This window comes from Streptomonospora arabica, assembly GCF_039531585.1.
Taxonomy (GTDB): Bacteria; Actinomycetota; Actinomycetes; order Streptosporangiales; family Streptosporangiaceae; genus Streptomonospora; species Streptomonospora halophila.
Genome location: NZ_BAAAQI010000002.1, coordinates 682,168 through 699,516 on the forward strand (window position 1 = coordinate 682,168; position 17,349 = coordinate 699,516).

15 protein-coding genes and 1 tRNA gene are annotated in these 17,349 nt (G+C 70.2%); 9 read left to right on the forward strand and 7 right to left on the reverse strand.

All coding sequences use genetic code 11. The features are described 5' to 3' along the window. Positions 1-2 precede the first annotated feature (2 nt). The 3 genes from yidD to rpmH all read right to left on the reverse strand — a co-directional run bounded on the left by yidD (position 3) and on the right by rpmH (position 1,107). Positions 3-311 (reverse strand): membrane protein insertion efficiency factor YidD, encoded by a 309-nt coding sequence (gene yidD / locus ABD284_RS06130; protein WP_344141446.1) that lies wholly within the window; start codon positions 309-311, stop codon positions 3-5. Continuing rightward, positions 308-748 (reverse strand): ribonuclease P protein component, encoded by a 441-nt coding sequence (rnpA, locus tag ABD284_RS06135; RefSeq protein WP_344141447.1) that lies wholly within the window; start codon positions 746-748, stop codon positions 308-310. The genes yidD and rnpA overlap by 4 nt, the downstream gene beginning before the upstream one ends. Positions 749-963: 215 nt before the next feature. Next, positions 964-1,107, reverse strand: coding sequence for a 50S ribosomal protein L34 (rpmH, locus tag ABD284_RS06140; RefSeq protein WP_311544463.1), 144 nt, complete (start codon positions 1,105-1,107; stop codon positions 964-966). Positions 1,108-1,915: 808 nt separating this feature from the next. On the opposite strand from rpmH, the gene dnaA reads away from it, so the two are divergent. The 7 genes from dnaA to gyrA all read left to right on the forward strand — a co-directional run bounded on the left by dnaA (position 1,916) and on the right by gyrA (position 13,570). Then, positions 1,916-3,964, forward strand: a complete 2,049-nt coding sequence (dnaA, locus tag ABD284_RS06145; RefSeq protein WP_344141448.1) for a chromosomal replication initiator protein DnaA — start codon at positions 1,916-1,918, stop codon at positions 3,962-3,964. A 660-nt stretch (positions 3,965-4,624) separates the two neighbouring features. Further along, positions 4,625-5,761 (forward strand): DNA polymerase III subunit beta, encoded by a 1,137-nt coding sequence (dnaN, locus tag ABD284_RS06150; RefSeq protein WP_344141450.1) that lies wholly within the window; start codon positions 4,625-4,627, stop codon positions 5,759-5,761. Positions 5,762-5,813: 52 nt separating this feature from the next. Next, positions 5,814-6,716, forward strand: a complete 903-nt coding sequence (gene gnd / locus ABD284_RS06155) for a phosphogluconate dehydrogenase (NAD(+)-dependent, decarboxylating) (protein WP_344141452.1) — start codon at positions 5,814-5,816, stop codon at positions 6,714-6,716. 203 nt (positions 6,717-6,919) lie between these two features. After that, complete coding sequence (gene recF, locus ABD284_RS06160) at positions 6,920-8,050, forward strand: DNA replication/repair protein RecF (RefSeq protein WP_344141454.1); 1,131 nt, start codon at positions 6,920-6,922, stop codon at positions 8,048-8,050. Then, entirely contained in the window at positions 8,043-8,534 is a 492-nt protein-coding gene (locus ABD284_RS06165) for a DciA family protein (RefSeq protein ID WP_344141455.1), read from the forward strand. Before recF ends, ABD284_RS06165 begins: the two co-directional genes overlap by 8 nt. Before the next feature lie 397 nt (positions 8,535-8,931). Further along, entirely contained in the window at positions 8,932-10,869 is a 1,938-nt protein-coding gene (gene gyrB / locus ABD284_RS06170; RefSeq protein WP_344141456.1) for a DNA topoisomerase (ATP-hydrolyzing) subunit B, read from the forward strand. 55 nt (positions 10,870-10,924) lie between these two features. Continuing rightward, positions 10,925-13,570, forward strand: a complete 2,646-nt coding sequence (gene gyrA, locus ABD284_RS06175) for a DNA gyrase subunit A (protein WP_344141458.1) — start codon at positions 10,925-10,927, stop codon at positions 13,568-13,570. A 383-nt stretch (positions 13,571-13,953) separates the two neighbouring features. Here the strand turns inward: gyrA and ABD284_RS06180 are convergent, their stop codons facing one another. Both ABD284_RS06180 and ABD284_RS06185 read right to left on the reverse strand, forming a co-directional pair. Further along, positions 13,954-14,349 (reverse strand): hypothetical protein, encoded by a 396-nt coding sequence (locus ABD284_RS06180; RefSeq protein WP_344141459.1) that lies wholly within the window; start codon positions 14,347-14,349, stop codon positions 13,954-13,956. 129 nt (positions 14,350-14,478) lie between these two features. Continuing rightward, on the reverse strand, positions 14,479-15,306 hold the full coding sequence (locus tag ABD284_RS06185) for a hypothetical protein (protein WP_417788578.1): 828 nt from the start codon (positions 15,304-15,306) through the stop codon (positions 14,479-14,481). Here ABD284_RS06185 and ABD284_RS06190 point away from each other — a divergent pair. Then, positions 15,305-15,727: a DUF3566 domain-containing protein gene (locus ABD284_RS06190; protein WP_345557241.1), complete on the forward strand. Its 423-nt coding sequence runs from the start codon at positions 15,305-15,307 to the stop codon at positions 15,725-15,727. The genes ABD284_RS06185 and ABD284_RS06190 overlap by 2 nt on opposite strands. Before the next feature lie 159 nt (positions 15,728-15,886). Further along, positions 15,887-15,960 (forward strand) — tRNA-Ile (locus tag ABD284_RS06195). Positions 15,961-16,038: 78 nt separating this feature from the next. On the opposite strand, the gene ABD284_RS06200 is transcribed toward ABD284_RS06195, so the two are convergent. Continuing rightward, on the reverse strand, positions 16,039-16,341 hold the full coding sequence (locus ABD284_RS06200) for a tyrosine-type recombinase/integrase (protein WP_344141462.1): 303 nt from the start codon (positions 16,339-16,341) through the stop codon (positions 16,039-16,041). Positions 16,342-16,919: 578 nt separating this feature from the next. Continuing rightward, the coding region (locus tag ABD284_RS06205; protein ID WP_344141463.1) for a transposase at positions 16,920-17,349 on the reverse strand (430 nt) is incomplete at its 5' end.

The following is a 17,349-nucleotide window of genomic DNA, read 5'->3' on the forward strand; positions in this document are numbered from 1 at the left end:
GGCTACTGCCCCGGTGGTTCCGGTGCGGTGCCCGGTTCGACGATCGGCGCGTCCTCCTGCCCGGCGGCACCCTTGCGCGGGGGCACGGGGTCGAGTCCGCCGGGATGGAACGGGTGGCAGCGGGCGATCCTGCGCGCGGCGAGCCACAGGCCGCGCGGTGCGCCGTGCACGTGGAGCGCTTCAACGGCGTAGGCGCTGCACGAGGGATAGAAGCGGCAGACAGGGGGCAGGATCGGACTGATGAACCGCTGGTAGCCGCGGATGGGCACCACCAGCGCTCGCGCCGCTCGGCTCGGTATCTCCTCGGTCATGAATCCGCCAGATCCCCGCCGTCGCGCGTCTTCTCCGATGCGTGCGGGGCGTCAGGCCCCCTGCGACGGCGTGTCGCGTTCTTGCGGGGGCGCATCGCCGCGGTGATGGCACCGTCGAGCTGCGCGGCCAGCGTGTCGTATCCCAGGGACGCGGACAGGGGTTTGGCCCGCACTACTAGCAGGCTACCCGCAGGAAGAAGCGCGAGCCGCGCCCGCATCAGGTGGCGGAGGCGGCGCTGGACACGCTTGCGCACCACGGCGTTTCCGACGGACCTGCCGACGGCGAACCCCACGCGCGGCGGCGCCCCGGACTCCCGCGCCTCGGGCGAGGGCGCCAGGTAGGCGACGCTGAGCGCCTCGCGGCCGGCGCGCCGACCGGACCGCAGCACGGCCGTGAACTCGGCACTGCGGCGCATTCGGTTCTGGGGCGACAACATCGGAACGTTCCTCGGCGGGCTTCGGGCGTGACTGAACGATCGCCGTCCTGCGGCGCCGCGCCCCGAACAGCGCAGGTGCTCGGCGCGTCGGGTGCGGGGCTGTTCGACGGGGCCGCCGACTGCGGGCGGCCCCGTCGAACAGCCCCTAACGCACAACGAAGGCCGGCTGCCGCAGGGGACAGCCGGCCCGCAGGTCGATCGGTCGACCGTGGCCGCTAGTGGCGCACGGTCAGCTGCGCGCGCCCCTTCTTGCGGCGCGCTGCGATGATCGCGCGTCCGGCACGGGTCCGCATGCGCAGCCGGAAACCATGAACCTTGGCGCGGCGCCGGTTGTTCGGCTGAAACGTACGCTTGCTCACTGCAGGGCTCCAGGGGCGTGTAATCGAAGTACTACGGCTGCCCCACGGCAGCGGGGCACGGTGTCTGCGCTCTCCGGCGCCGAAGGGTGTTGCGAAGGTCCGCACAAGGCCCTTCGGCGAGGGCGGGCCGACGGCGCCGCAGGCCGCCGGATCGATGCGCCGCGACACTGCCGCAAGCGCAGACCGATAGCGACCTAAGCATATCGAAGATACGGGCCCCTCCTGCACCGGTCAAATCGATCACCGCGGCCACCAGCGACGACGCGCACATCCGCAGGTCCGCAGCCCGGTTTTCCCAAACCTGTGGACAACCGGGCCGACACGATCTCCACAAGCTGTGCATCCTGGGGAGCCGCCCCTAAGCTGTGGAAAACGCGCGAGCGGCAGCCGACTGTGCCGGCACGCCTCCCCGAGCGGCGTCCACAGCCTGTGTGCACGTGCTGCAACCCCACTGATCTGCGGATTGTGGATAACTCCACTCTCGTGGACCGCGTCTGACAAGCTGTGTAAAAGCACGTGTACAACATGTGGATCCTGCCCTGAAGCTGTGGAAGCACACCGCACCGGGGGCGATCCGGTCTCTGCCGCCCCGCGCTCTCCCATACACAACCGATCCACAGAACCACCGCAGGTTACCCACAGGACGCCGCCTCCCGCTCGCCGCTCGGCACGGTCCCACCGCCGTCCACAGAACCGGGACAATGGGACGCCGGGCTCGGCTGAGGGCAACCTGAGGACGATCACCGGACACGGCCCTACGGCGCATTGAGGAGACCAGTGAGAAGGGGACGAACCATGGCAGGTCACCTTGTCTGAGGCACAGGTCAACCTCGCAATGGTGTGGCCGAGCGTGCTGAACAGCCTCGACAACAGCACTCTCCCCCCGCAGCAGCGCGCCTGGCTGCCGCAGACCCGCCCGCTCGGACTGATCGAGGACACGGCGCTGCTGGCCGCTCCCAACGAGTTCGCCAAGGAGGTGCTGGAGACCCGCCTGCGCCCGGCCATCAGCCAGGCGCTCTCCAGTGAGCTGGGCCGGGAGATCCGCGTCGCGGTCACGGTCGACCCCACCGCCGTCCAGCCCGCTCCCCCCGCCGCGCCTTCCGCCGGCGGCTACGGCTCGCCCGCGCCCGACCCCGCTGCGGGGACCGCGGCACCGGCTCCCGGGCCCTCGCCCTGGCAGCAGTCGGCCATCGCCCCCGAGGATCTGCCGGGTTCCCCGGCCGCCACCGAAGAGGTTCCCGACGGCCAGTTCGGCCAGCCCGGGCAGGACCCCTCCGGCCGGCACGCGCAGCACGGCCAACCCGGCAACTACGGCCCGCCCGCACGCGGTGAGCAGCGGCCGCAGCAGCCCGGCGCCTATCCGCCGCCCGAACCCCCGCGCCCCGAGCCCGCTGCGCCCGCCTACTCCGGGGGCGACGACCTCCTCGCGCCGCGGGGCGGGCCCGGCGCACCCGAGTACCCGGCCTCTGCTCCCCAGCCCGACCACCACCAGCAGGGCGGCCGCCCCCAGCAGCCCTCCGGCCCCGAATGGGACGCGCCCAACCGCTGGGAGACCCCTTCCTGGGACGCCCCGCACCGCGAGGCCCCGGGAACCTGGCAGCAGTCGGCCGCCGCGGACTCCCCGGCCTGGCAGCACCGCGACCACCGCGACCAGTGGGAGCGCCCGGCTCCCGCGCACCGGCCCGGCGACGACGCGCACGCGCCGCCCGCCGAGGCCCGGGGTGCCGACACCGGGGGCGGCGGCCAGGGCACCGCTCCCCCGCCCCCGGCGCCCGCCGCACCCGACACCTCGGGGGGCAACCAGCCGCACACCTCGGCCGAGCCCGCGCGGCTGAACCCCAAGTACACCTTCGACACCTTCGTGATCGGCTCCTCCAACCGGTTCGCCCACGCGGCGGCGGTCGCGGTGGCCGAGGCCCCGGCCAAGGCCTACAACCCGCTGTTCATCTACGGCGGTTCCGGGCTGGGCAAGACCCACCTGCTGCACGCCATCGGCCACTACTCCCAGCGCCTCTACGACGGCGCCCGGGTGCGCTACGTGAGCTCGGAGGAGTTCACCAACGAGTTCATCAACTCCATCCGCGACGGCAAGGCCGACGGCTTCCGCCGGCGCTACCGCGACATCGACGTCCTGCTCGTCGACGACATCCAGTTCCTGGAGAACAAGGAGCAGACGCAGGAGGAGTTCTTCCACACCTTCAACACGCTGCACAACTCCAACAAGCAGATCGTGATCTCCAGCGACCGCCCGCCCAAGCAGCTGGTAACGCTGGAGGACCGGCTGCGCAACCGGTTCGAGTGGGGGCTGATAACCGACGTCCAGCCGCCGGAGTTGGAGACGCGCATCGCCATCCTGCGCAAGAAGGCCGCCCAGGAGGGCCTCGCCGCACCCCCCGAGGTGCTGGAGTTCATCGCCAGCAAGATCTCCACGAACATCCGCGAACTGGAGGGGGCGCTGATCCGCGTCACCGCGTTCGCGAGCCTCAACCGGCAGTCGGTGGACCTGCACCTGACCGGGATCGTGCTCAAGGACCTGATCCCCGACGACGAGGGCCCCGAGATCACCGCATCGGCGATCATGGCCCAGACCGCCTCGTACTTCGGGCTGAGTACCGAGGACCTGTGCGGAACCTCCCGCTCGCGCGTGCTGGTCACCGCCCGGCAGATCGCGATGTACCTCTGCCGCGAGCTGACCGACCTCTCGCTGCCCAAGATCGGCCAGCAGTTCGGCCGCGACCACACCACGGTGATGCACGCCGACCGCAAGATCCGCTCGCTCATGGCCGAGCGCCGGTCCATCTACAACCAGGTGACCGAGTTGACCAACCGGATCAAGCAGCAGTCGCGCAACGGATAGCCGGCCGCGCGCCGCCGGGCGGCTGCGGGGCCGGAGCCGGCGTGGAATTTTTCTGCGCGCCGATTTCACGGGGGTCTCATCGAAGTTATCCCCAAGTAGTCCGGATTGTCTGTGGAAAACCAGTGGATAAGCCTGCGGATAACCGCCCCGATCCGGTGGACAACCTGGGGACGGTCTGGGGATGAGCTGTGGGCGCCGGGTGCGCCGGGGTCTCCGGCCATCCCCCGCCCCTGTGCGCAGCCGGTGGAAAACCTGTGGATCGGCCGTGGATAACTTGGGGACGCGTTGTGCAGGGCCGGAAACCGTCCACAGCGAGCCGAGTTCTCCCCAAGCGTCGCCCACAGGGCCGGTGGATAAAAATCGCGGGGATGACCTGCGGCGACAATGGTTGTCCACACTTTCCACAGCCCCTACTACTACGACGCCCCATATACATGTCTCGTGCCTTGGTAAATCAGCTGCGGCCCCAAACTGTGGACGGTCGCCCGCTCCGCCCCACCCGGCTCCCGAGCCCGTCGCCGATCGGGTGTGGTGGGCAGCGGGCGGGGGCGAATCCGGGTACCGTGTGAACCCGTCCCCGTGACGCGACCGGTGCCCCCGCCGCGACACCGCCCCCAGCACTCACAGGGACCCCTGGTTTCGAGGAAAGTGAGTCGGATAGTGAAGTTCCGGGTCGAACGCGACGTACTGGCCGACGCCGTCGCCTGGACCGCCCGCAGCCTGCCGGTCCGGCCGTCGGTGCCGGTGCTGGCCGGCATGCTGCTCGACGCCACAGCCGACGAGGGCGGTCGGCTGAAGCTCTCCAGCTTCGACTACGAGGTCTCCGCGCAGGTGTCGGTGGACATCGACGCCGAGGAGGCGGGCACCACCCTGGTCTCCGGGCGCCTGCTCGCCGAGATCACGCGGAACCTGCCTCCACAGACTGTGGAGATCAGCACCGACGGCGCCAAGGTCGTGGTCTCCTGCGGCAGCGCGAAGTTCACACTGCTGACCCTGCCTGTGGAGGACTACCCGTCCCTGCCGGCGATGCCCGAGCTGACCGGATCGGTCGGCAGCGACGCCTTCGCGGCGGCCGTCGGCCAGGTCGCCGTCGCCGCCGGGCGCGACGACACGCTGCCGATGCTCACCGGCGTGCGGGTCGAGATCGAGGGCGGCACCGTCACGCTGGCCTCGACCGACCGCTACCGCCTCGCGGTGCGCGAGCTCGCCTGGAAGCCCGAGAACCCCGACGTCTCCGCCGTCGCCCTGGTCCCGGCCAAGACCCTGGCCGACACCGCCAAGTCGCTGACCGGAGGCGCCGAGGTCTCGATCGCGCTGTCCAACGCCGAGAGCGGCGAGGGGATGATCGGCTTCGAGGGCGGCGGCCGCCGCACCACCACCCGCCTGCTCGACGGCGAGTTCCCCAAGTACCGCGCCCTGCTGCCGGACTCGTTCAACTCCGTCGCCGAGGTCCAGCGCGCCGAGTTCATCGAGGCGGTCAAGCGCGTCTCCCTGGTCGCCGAACGCAACACCCCGCTGCGCCTGGCCTTCAGCGAGGGCCAGGTGGTGCTGGAGGCCGGCACCGGCGACGAGGCGCAGGCGGTCGAGGCGCTGGACGCCTCCATGGAGGGCGACGAGGTCCAGATCGCCTTCAACTCCGCGTTCCTGCTCGACGGCCTTTCGGCCATCGACTCCGACGTCGCCCGGCTCCAGTTCACGACCTCCACCAAGCCCGCCATCATCACGGGCAAGCCCGCCGACGAGGAGGCCGCCGCCGACTACCGGTACCTGATCATGCCGGTCCGGCTGTCGGGTTGACACCGGGCAGCACGCACACACCGACGCAGGTCGAATTGGGGGAGACACGAGCATGCAGCTAGGGATGGTCGGCCTCGGCAAGATGGGCGGCAACATGGCCGGTCGTCTGCGCGACAAGGGCCACGAGGTCGTGGGCTTCGACTTCGACCCCGAGTTGCGCGACGTGGCGAGCCTCTCCGAACTCGCCCAGCGCCTGGAGGCGCCCCGCACGATCTGGCTGATGGTGCCCGCGGGAGCCCCGACGCTGCAGACCATCACCAGCCTCACCGAGGTGCTGGAGCCGGGCGACCTCGTCATCGAGGGCGGCAACTCCCACTACGTGGACGACCGGCGCCGCGCCGACGAGCTGCGCGAGATGGGCATCGGCTACGTCGACGCCGGTGTCAGCGGCGGTGTCTGGGGCCGCGAAGAGGGTTACGGGATCATGGTGGGCGGCGACCCCAGGGACGTCACCCGCGCCGAGCCGGTCTTCAGCGCGCTGACCCCCGATGACGGCGGCTACGTCCACGCCGGCGGAGTGGGCGCGGGCCACTTCGTCAAGATGGTGCACAACGGCATCGAGTACGGCATGATGCAGGCCTTCGCCGAGGGCTACGAGCTGATGGCGGCCTCCGACATCGTCGACGACGTCCCGGGCACCTTCGACAGCTGGCGCGAAGGCACCGTGGTGCGCTCCTGGCTGCTCGACCTGCTCGTGCGCGCCCTGCGCGAGGACCCCGAGCTCGAAGCCATCCGCGGCTACGCACAGGACTCCGGCGAGGGCCGGTGGACGGTGCAGGCGGCCGTGGACCACGCCGTTCCGGCGCCGGTGATCTCGGCGGCGCTGTTCGCGCGCTTCGCTTCGCGCCAGGAGGACAGCCCCGCCATGAAGGTCGTAGCGGCCCTGCGCAACCAGTTCGGCGGGCACGCGGTGACCAAGGCCGCCGACGACCCCGCGCGCACGCCCCGGAGCTGACCGCTCCCCCGCCGCCCCTCCGGTCCGCCGCGGCGGCGCGCAGAGGAGCCCGCGAACCTGTCGCCGGGGCGCGGTTGACTGGAGAACGGCGGCCGGTTCGCCCGGCCCATCGCAGCGGAAGCGCCGGGCGTGCTTCGGTTTCACGTGAAACCGGGACGGTGCGCAGGGTCACCGGGGTTCCCGGGGCAGGCAGGAGAGGTCGGATGTACGTTTCACACCTGCAACTGGCCGACTATCGGTCCTACGAGTCGGTCCACCTGCAACTCGCCCCCGGGATCAGTACCTTCGTCGGCCCCAACGGCCAGGGCAAGACCAACCTCGTCGAGGCGATCGGCTACGTCGCCTCTCTGGGCAGCCACCGGGTGGCCACCGACTCGCCGCTGGTCCGCAAGGATGCCGAGCGCGCGATCGTGCGCGCCGCGATCGTCAAGGACGACCGGCAGGCCGTGGTCGAACTGGAGATCAACCCGGGCAAGGCGAACCGCGCGCGGCTGAACCGCGCACCGGCCACCCGGCCCCGGGAGGTCCTGGGTGTGCTGCGTACCGTCCTGTTCGCGCCGGAGGACCTCGCGCTCGTCAAGGGCGACCCGGGTGAGCGCCGCCGCTTCCTCGACGACCTGCTGGTGGCCCGCACACCGCGGCTGGCGGGCGTCCGCAGCGACTACGAGCGGGTCCTCAAGCAGCGCAACGCCCTGCTCAAGTCCGCGTCGGCGCAGTTCTTCAAGCGGGGCGAGCCGGACCTGTCCACACTGGAGGTGTGGAACGAGCACCTCGCCGTGGCGGGGGCCGAGCTGCTCACCGCGCGCCTGGGCCTGGTGGCCGAGCTCCAGCCGCTGGCGGCCAAGGCCTACGGCGAGCTGACCACGGTCGGCGGGCCGCCGGTGCTGCAGTACCGCTCCTCGGCGGCCGGGCCCGACGAGCATCCGCCGCTCGACCGCGAGCAGCTGGCGGCGATGCTGCGCGAGGCGCTGGCCGAGAACCGCGTCCAGGAGCTGCAGCGCGGCGTGAGCCTCGTCGGCCCGCACCGCGACGACCTCCACCTGCGCCTGGACGAGCTGCCGGCCAAGGGCTACGCCAGCCAGGGCGAGTCCTGGTCCTACGCGCTGGCGCTGCGCCTGGCGGGCTTCGAGCTGCTGCGGGCCGACGGCGACGACCCGGTCCTGCTGCTCGACGACGTCTTCGCCGAGTTGGACGCCGAACGCCGCAGCCGCCTGGCCGAGCACGTCCGCCACGCCGAGCAGGTGCTGGTCAGCGCCGCCGTCGCCGAGGACATCCCGCCCGAGCTGCAGGGCGCGCGCTTCCGCGTCGCCGAAGGGAGCGTCGAACGTGAGTGAGGACACCCCGGTCCCCTCCCCCTCCGGCGAGGCGCCCGCTCCCACGGGTGCCGACCTGGCGCGCCAGGCGCTGGCCCAGGCCAGGGCCGCCGCCCGCGAGCGCGGCGCCTCTCCCGAACAGCGGCCCCGGCGGGTGCGCCGCAGGGCCGTGCGCTCACGCAACGAGCCGCAGCTGTTCGGCGACGCCGTGCGTGCGTGGCTCGCCGAGCACGGCTGGCAGGAGCAGGTCGCGGTGGGCGGCGTCTTCGGGCGGTGGAACGAGATCGTCGGCGACTACAACGCCCAGCATCTGCGCCCGGTCTCCTATGAGGAGGGCGAGCTGGTGATCGCCGCGGACTCGGCGACCATGGCCGCCCACGCCCGCGCGATGGTGCGCGACCTGCTGCGCAGGCTCAACGAGGAGCTGGGCCACGGGACCGTGCACTCGATCAGGGTCCAGGCGCCGGGGCGCGGCCGCGGTCCCGGGCCCCGGCGGGCCCGCTGAGGGGCCCTGGGTCACGGATCGCTCACGCCCGGTTGACTCCCGCTTGGGGAAGCGGGTACCGCTCAGCGGCGCTGAACCGCGCGGGGAATTGTCGGCGGGGGTGTCCGCGTGTAGGGAGTCCGGTCCCGGTCTGTTCACCCGTTGTCGGGCGGCACAGCGCCGCGAATGCCACTTTCCGGCTGTGCGCGCGGTATCATGGGAGGAGTTCTTCGGACGCTTCCGCCGGTATAGCCCGCCCCAAGAGGAGAGGGCGGTGGGAACCGGGGCGGCACGCGATGTCCAGGCGCGGGAAGTACCGACGGTACCGGCGTGCGCTGCGTGGCGGGCTGCCCGGTTGGCCTCCCCATGTCCCGGGGGCACCGGACGGGACGCGTCCCCAGCAGGAGGGTGTTTCCACTTGGCCTACGACGCTTCAGCGATCACGATTCTTGAAGGGCTCGAGGCGGTACGCAAACGCCCCGGCATGTACATCGGGTCGACCGGTGAGCGCGGTCTCCACCACATGGTCTCCGAGGTTGTGGACAACTCGGTCGACGAGGCGCTCGCGGGCTACGCGACCGCCATCGAGGTGACCCTGCAGGACGACGGCGGCGTGCGGGTGGCCGACAACGGCCGCGGTATGCCCGTCGACCTCCACCCGGTCGAGAAACGTCCCGCCGTGGAGGTCATCCACACCACGCTGCATGCGGGCGGCAAGTTCGACGGCAAATCCTACGCGGTCTCGGGCGGCCTGCACGGAGTCGGCGTCACCGTGGTCAACGCGCTCTCGTCCCGCCTGGAGGTCGAGATCCGCCGCGACGGCAGCGTCTGGCGGCAGAGCTACCTCACGGCCCGCCCGGTCGCTCCCCTGTCCCGGGACGAGGAGACCGCGGAGACCGGCACCCAGACCACCTTCTGGGCCGACGACTCGATCTTCGAGACCACGACCTACAGCTTCGAGACCCTCGCGCGGCGCATGCAGGAGATGGCGTTCCTGAACAAGGGGCTGTCCATCACCATCCGCGACGAGCGGCGGGAGTTCACCGGCGACACCCCCCTGGTGCAGACGTACCACTACGAGAACGGCATCTCGGACTTCGTCGCGCACATCAACACGACGAAGGACCCCGCCCACGCCACCATCATCGGTTTCGAGGAGGAGGGCGAGGGGATCTCCGCCGAGATCTCGATGCAGTGGAACCAGTCCTTCACCTCCTCGGTGCACACCTTCGCCAACACCATCAACACCGCTGAGGGCGGCACGCACGAGGAGGGCTTCCGCACCGCGCTGACCTCGGTGGTCAACCGCTACGCGCGCGAGCAGAAGCTCCTGCGGGAGAAGGACGACAACCTCACCGGCGACGACATCCGCGAGGGCCTGACCGCGATCATCTCGGTGAAGCTGGCCGATCCCCAGTTCGAGGGCCAGACCAAGACCAAGCTCGGCAACACCGAGGCCAAGTCGTTCGTGCAGCGCGTCACGCACGAGCACCTGCGCGACTGGTTCGAGCGCAACCCCGGCGAGGCCAAGGACATCGTCACCAAGGCCAGTCAGGCGGCCCGCGCCCGCATCGCCGCTCGCCAGGCGCGCGACCTCACCCGGCGCAAGACCCTGCTGGAGTCCACCTCCCTGCCGGGCAAGCTGTCGGACTGCCAGTCCACCGAGCCGGAGAAGTCCGAGGTCTACATCGTCGAGGGCGACTCCGCCGGCGGCTCGGCCAAGGGCGGGCGCGACCCGCACTACCAGGCGATCCTGCCCATCCGCGGCAAGATCCTCAACGTCGAGAAGTCCCGCATCGACCGGATCCTGAAGAACAACGAGGTCCAGGCGATCATCACCGCCCTGGGCACCGGGATCCACGACGACTTCGACGCCTCCAAGCTGAGGTACCACAAGATCATCCTGATGGCCGACGCCGACGTCGACGGCCAGCACATCCGTACGCTGCTGCTGACGCTGCTGTTCCGGTTCATGAAGCCGCTGATCGAGGCCGGCTACGTCTACCTCGCACAGCCTCCCCTGTACAAGATCAAGTGGGATCAGCGCGGCTCGGACGCCGACTACGCCTACTCCGACCGCGAGCGCGACGAGCTGATCAACGCCGGCATCGCCGCCGGCAAGCGCGACCCCCGGCCGCGCGACCTCGTACAGCGCTTCAAGGGCCTCGGCGAGATGAACGCCACGGAGCTGTGGGACACCACGATGGACCCCGAGGGCCGGGTCCTGCTCCAGGTGAACCTCGACGACGCGGCGCAGGCCGACGAGATGTTCAGCGTGCTCATGGGCGAGGACGTCGAGTCGCGGCGCTCCTTCATCCAGCGCAACGCACGGGACGTCCGCTTCCTGGACATCTGACTCCTCGCGCATCCCGACGGCAGCGAACGACTCACCAGAAAAGGACCGACATCCAGTGACGGATGCGAACACACCGGAAGCTCCTGAAGAGGCGGAAGGCCCGGGCCAGCGCGTCGAGCCGGTCGACATCCAGGTCGAGATGCAGCGCAGCTACCTCGACTACGCGATGTCGGTCATCGTCGGGCGGGCACTGCCGGACGTACGCGACGGCCTGAAGCCCGTTCACCAGCGGGTGCTGTACGCGATGTACGACGGCGGGTACCGGCCCGACCGCGGGTACTTCAAGTGCGCCCGCGTCGTCGGCGACGTGATGGGCAACTACCACCCGCACGGCGACAGCGCGATCTACGACACCCTCGTCCGCCTCGCGCAGTCGTGGTCCATGCGGATGCCGCTGGTCGACGGCAACGGCAACTTCGGCTCCGCCGGCAACGACCCCGCCGCGGCCATGCGCTACACCGAGTGCAAGCTCGCGCCGCTGGCCATGGAGATGCTGCGGGACATCGACAAGGAGACCGTCGACTTCCGGCCCAACTACGACGGCCGCTCCCAGGAGCCCGTCGTACTGCCCGCGCGCTTCCCCAACCTCCTGGTGAACGGCTCCGCCGGTATCGCGGTGGGCATGGCGACCAACATCCCGCCGCACAACCTGCGCGAGGTCGCCGACGGCGTCAAGTGGTACCTGGCCAACCCCGAGACCTCCGACGAGGCCCTGCTGGACGCGCTGATGGCGCGGATCAAGGGCCCCGACTTCCCCACCAACGGGCTGATCGTGGGCCGCCGCGGCATCGAGGAGGCCTACCGCACCGGGCGCGGATCGATCACGATGCGCGCCGTCGTCGAGGTAGAGGAGGACGTGCGGGGGCGCCAGACCCTCGTCGTCACCGAGCTCCCCTACCAGGTGAACCCGGACAACCTGGCGCTGAAGATCGCCGAGCTGGTCAAGGACGGCAAGGTCTCCGGCATCGCCGACGTCAAGGACGAGAGCAGCGGGCGGACCGGCCAGCGACTGGTCATCGTGCTCAAGCGCGACGCGGTCGCCAAGGTCGTGCTGAACAACCTGTACAAGCACACCCAGCTGCAGGAGACCTTCGGCGCGAACATGCTGGCGCTGGTCGACGGTGTGCCGCGCACGCTGCGGCTGGACCAGCTGATCCGCTTCTGGGTCGAGCACCAGATCGAGGTCATCGTCCGGCGCACGCGCTACCTGCTGCGCAAGGCCGAGGAGCGCGCCCACATCCTGCGGGCGCTGCTGCGCGCCATCGACCGCATCGACGAGGTCATCTCGCTGATCCGCGGCAGCGCCTCCGCCGACGAGGCCAAGACCGGCCTGATGGGGCTGTTGGAGATCGACGACGTCCAGGCGCGGGCGATCCTGGACATGCAGCTGCGCAAGCTCGCGGCGCTGGAGCGCCGGCAGCTCACCGACGAGTACGACGAGCTGATGTCCCATATCGCGGACTACAACGACATCCTCGGCTCGCCGGAGCGGCAGCGCAGCATCGTCAGCGACGAGCTCACCGAGATCGTCGAGAAGTACGGCGACGACCGCCGCACGCACATCATCCCCTTCGAGGGCGATATGCGTATGGAGGACTTCATCGCCGAGGAGGACGTGGTCGTCACCATCTCCCGCGGCGGCTACGCCAAGCGCACGCGGCTCGACGGCTACCGCGCGCAAAAGCGCGGCGGCAAGGGGGTGCGCGGTGCCCAGCTGAGGCAGGACGACATCGTCCAGCACTTCTTCGTGACCACCACGCACAACTGGATCCTGTTCTTCACGAACAAGGGGCGCGTCTACCGCATCAAGGCCTACGAGCTGCCCGAAGCGGCCCGCGACGCCCGCGGCCAGCACGTCGCCAACCTGATGGAGTTCCAGCCGGACGAGGAGATCGCCCAGGTGATGGCGCTGCGCGGGTACGACGACGCGCCGTACCTGGTGCTGGCCACCCGCCAGGGGCTGGTGAAGAAGTCGCGGCTGGAGGACTTCGACTCCGCGCGCTCGGCCGGGATCATCGCCATCAACCTGCGCGACGAGGACGAGCTGATCGCGGCTCGGCTGGTGTTCGCCACCGACGACCTGCTGCTGATCAGCAGCGACGCCCAGGCGATCCGGTTCCCGGCCTCCGACGAGTCCCTGCGGCCGATGGGGCGCGCCACCAGCGGCGTCATCGGGATGCGCTTCCTGGAGGACGACTACCTGCTGAGCATGGACGTCGTCCGCGAGTCCGACGGACCCTCCGACGTCCTGGTCGCCACCGAGGGCGGCTACGCCAAGCGGACGCCCGCCGACCAGTACCCGGTGCAGAACCGCGGCGGCAAGGGCGTGCTGACCGCCAAGGTGGTCGAGGCGCGCGGCAAGCTCGTGGGCGCTCAGATGGTCTCTCCGGAGAAGGACGAGGTCTTCGCGATCACGTCGTCGGGCGGGGTCATCCGGACCCGCTGCTCGGAGATCAAGCGGTCGGGGCGCACGACCATGGGCGTGCGGCTGATGAACCTGGGCGAGGGCAACCACGTGGTCGCGGTCGCGCGCAACGCCGAGGCCGACGACGTGGAGGTCGACGCGGGCGAGGCCGGCACGGATGAGACCGGCGTGGCGGACGTGTCCGCGGAGGGCGTGCCGGAGTCCGAAACCGCTGAGGCGCCCGAGGTCGTCGACAACGGCGATCCGGGTGAGGCCCCGGGTGAGACACAGGCCTGACCGGGCCGGAGTCGGGGCCGGATCCGGCGGCGGCGTATCGTCCCGCAAGCCCGGTTGCGCAGGCTGACGCGTGCCGGGCCGCGTGTGAGCGGGGCGGCGCGGGTCCGGCCGGAACCGCGGCGAGATCGGCGCGCGGCCGGACACCCGTAGACTCCACGGCAGGACCGAGACGCATCGCGGAGGGCGGTATCGGCCGCCCTCCGCGCGCTGTTTCGGCCGACCGACGAATCGGGCATAGAGTTTGCCCCCGTGGCAGTGTCGTCCGCCGGTGCGGAGTCCGGCCGCGGATCGATCGATCCTCCCCCTTGACCCTGTTCCACCGTCACAAGGAAGTCCAGCGGTAACGTGGCTATGTCTGATAACACCGAACGGCAGTCCGCCGCTCACGAGGAGTCCGCAGCAGACGGCGCCCTGAGTACGGAAACGACGACGGCGGGGACGGAACAGGCCGCCACCACTGAGGCGGGTGAGGCAACCGCCCCCTCCGCCGAGGCCGCCTCGAAGGGCGAGCCGGGCAGCGCGTCGTCGGGGAAGCCGTCGAGCACGTCCGCGGAGCGCAAGGGCGCAGCCGGCGGCTCCGGCGAGACGAAGTCGGCCGCCGCGAGCGCCAAGGGCGCCGACGACGCCGAAGGCGCTGAGGGTTCTGAAAGCGCCGATAGCTCCGGGCGGGGTGAGAGCGCGAAGGCGGCCGATGAAGGCGCCGGGGCCGGGAAGGCCGGCGCGACCGGTGCGAGCGGTGCGAGCGGCGCGGCCTCATCCGCGAGCGCGAAGGACGCCAAGGGTTCCAAGGGTTCCGCGAGCTTCGGGACCGGCGCAACCGGGGCCGGGGCCGACAAGAAGAGCGCGGACCGCGCGAGCGGAGCGAGCGGCGACAAGGCGGAATCCGCCGGCCCGTCCGCCGGCTCCGGTCAGGCGTCGACCGCCGCGGAGAGCCCCGAGTCCCCGACGGCATCCGGCGGCTCGGCCCCGAGCGGATCGGGCGCGTCGAGCAAGTCGAGCGAGTCGAGTACCACGTCCACCAGCGCCGCCGGCGGCGGCAGCGGAGCGAGCGGCGCCGCGAAGTCGGGCGGCGGCAGCGGAGCGAAGAAGCCGGGACCGGCGGCGGACACGTCGACGAAGCCCGCCGACAAGAAGCCCGCCGACAAGTCGACAAGCGGTGCGGACAAGTCGACATCCGCCGGAAGCGCGTCGAGCACGTCCGCCGCCTCGTCTTCCTCGTCCTCTTCGTCGTCCTCGACCGGTTCCTCGGTCCCCTCGACGTCCTCGGCGTCGGCGAGCCGGGCTTCCACGACGTCGGCGGCTTCGTCGGCGCCGTCGTCCGGCTCGACCTCCTCCAGCGCATCGAAGTCCGCGGGCACCGGGACGGGATCCGCGGGCAGCGGGCCGTCGTCCGCGGGGTCGGCGAGCGGGTCCGGCGACACGTCGGCGAAGTCGAAAACACCGGCGTCGGGCAAGTCGTCCGTGTTCTCGGGCTCCGGTGCGTGGGGTTCCTCGGGCAAGTCGAAGTCCCCGGGCTCCTCCGCGGGCATGTCCGCCACGTCCGCGAGCCCCTCGAACAGCGGATCCACCGGGAAAACGGGTACTGACCCCCAAGGGGAACCGAGCAAGTCGAGCACACCGCGCGGTTCGGGGACCGCCGGCGCGTCGGCCTCGGCGGGAGATTCGGGCGGCGACAGCGGTTCGGCCGCGAGCACGTCCCCCGCGATGGCGAAGGCCGAGCAAAGGGGGGTGTCCATGATGGCGCCGAACGGACCCGCGACCACGGTCAAGGCAGCCAAGTCCACGCGCAAGGCCCACCTGGCGGTGAGCCGCGTGGAGCCGTGGTCGGTGATGCGGTTCAGCTTCGTCATCTCCCTGGTGTGCTTCATCATCCTCTTCGTCGCCGTGATCGTGCTCTACGGCATCCTGTCGGGGCTCGGCGTCTTCGACGCGATCACCGACCTGATCAGCTCCCTCACCGAGGGAGGCGAGGGCGACGAGCTCAACCTCCGCCCGGAGGAGTGGTTCTCGCCGGGACGCGTGCTGGGCTACACCGGCCTGATCGGGGCCCTGAACATCATCCTCATCACGTCGCTGTCCACCATCGGCGCCATGCTCTACAACCTCGCGGCCGACCTGGTCGGCGGCGTGGACATCACCCTTTCCGAGTCCGAGTAAGACCGGCACAGCGACCGCCCGAAGTCCCGAGCATCCCTGCCAAGGCGATAGAATCGAAGCGAGGAGAGGCCACCCGACGGGGTGGCCCGACCCTCCCGCCAGCACCCGAACCGGGTTCGCCCAGGTACACCGAGTGCGGTAGAGTTCCACCCGGAACGCGGGCGTATAGCTCAGTCGGTTAGAGCGCATCCCTGATAAGGATGAGGCCCCAGGTTCAAGTCCTGGTACGCCCACCCGCATAAGCTGCAAGAAGGCCCCTGCCGAATCACCGGCAGGGGCCTTTGACGGCAGTAGTGACAGCAACGCGGTCACTAGTCCTCGTCGGGGTCGCCGTCGCCTTCACCGAAGAGCGTCCCGCCCAGTCGGCCGAGCCCTTCCCGTTGTGTCGCTTCGTCGCTATGGGTGTAAATCTCCATGGTCACCGAGATCCGGCTATGCCCGAGGATCTCCATTGCGTCGCGCGGCGCGACCCCGGACCGCTTGAGCATCGAGGCCACTGAGTGCCGGAGGTCGTGCAGCCGAATCGGCCGCATGCCGACTGAGGCCGAGAGCCGCTCGAAGCTGCGGGACAGACTGCGCGGCTGGATCGCCCGCCCGGTCCGCGTGGTGAACACGAGGTTCGTCCCGCCCCATGCCTTCCCAGAGGCCCGACGCCGCTCCGCCTAAAGGTAGGACTTATCCCTGTGGTCGATTGCGTTCCGAAGGAGTGCCTGACCGTCACAACATCTAGGTTCGATCGAACAGTGAGAATCCTAGATATTGTGCTTTGTGGCAGCGTCTGGAGCAAGATCCTGCTAGCATGCCTACAAGCTGAAAAACCCCAGCGTGGCTAGGCCACCTGGGGCCGACGCCAAGCTGGGGTTCTCCTTATTTCGCAGTGAGGACGACCTTATAGGACGTGAGCCTCGGGTATGCGAGCGCCCCCGCCCAAGCGTTGGCGTCCAGCTTGGAAAGGGGGTGATTCCCTTGGCTAAGGGAAAGTCCTCCGGTTCGAGCGGAGGGTCCAGCTCTAACGGGGGCAGGGCGCGTAGCGCGATCACCGGTCGCTTCGTGAAGAAGCCGACCGCGGATCGGCATCCTCGGACCACGGTGGTTGAGCAGCCGCCCAAGAAGAAGAAGTGATTCCAGAGGGCGGAAGGGCTCATACCAGGTCCTCCGCCCTCGTCTTAGTGACTGTTGGGTAGGCGGGTGATTACGCGGATCGGGTGGCAGGGCGATTGCTCCAGCGTGCGCTCTGACCAGCCAGCCGTGTCGCCATCAGGCGGATCATCGCGATCTTGACCATGGTCTCGGAGTTGCCGGTCAGACGCTCGTAATCACGGGCCAAACGCCGGTTGCGCACCAGCCAGCCGAAAGTCCGCTCGACCACCCACCTGCGCGGCAGCACCTGGAAGCCCTTGGCGCCCTCGGGGCGCCGCACGATCTCGACCGTGAGCCGCAACGTCTCATAGGCCCAGGCCAGCAGCCGGTTGTCGACCTGGTTGGCATAGCCGGCATCGGCCCAGATCAGGCCGATGGAGGGGAAGGCCGCGGCCAGGCGCTCCAGCACGCGGCGCCCGCCGGGCCGGTCCTGGACCGAGGCCGAGGTCACCGCGACCACGAGGACCAGCCCGAGGGTGTCG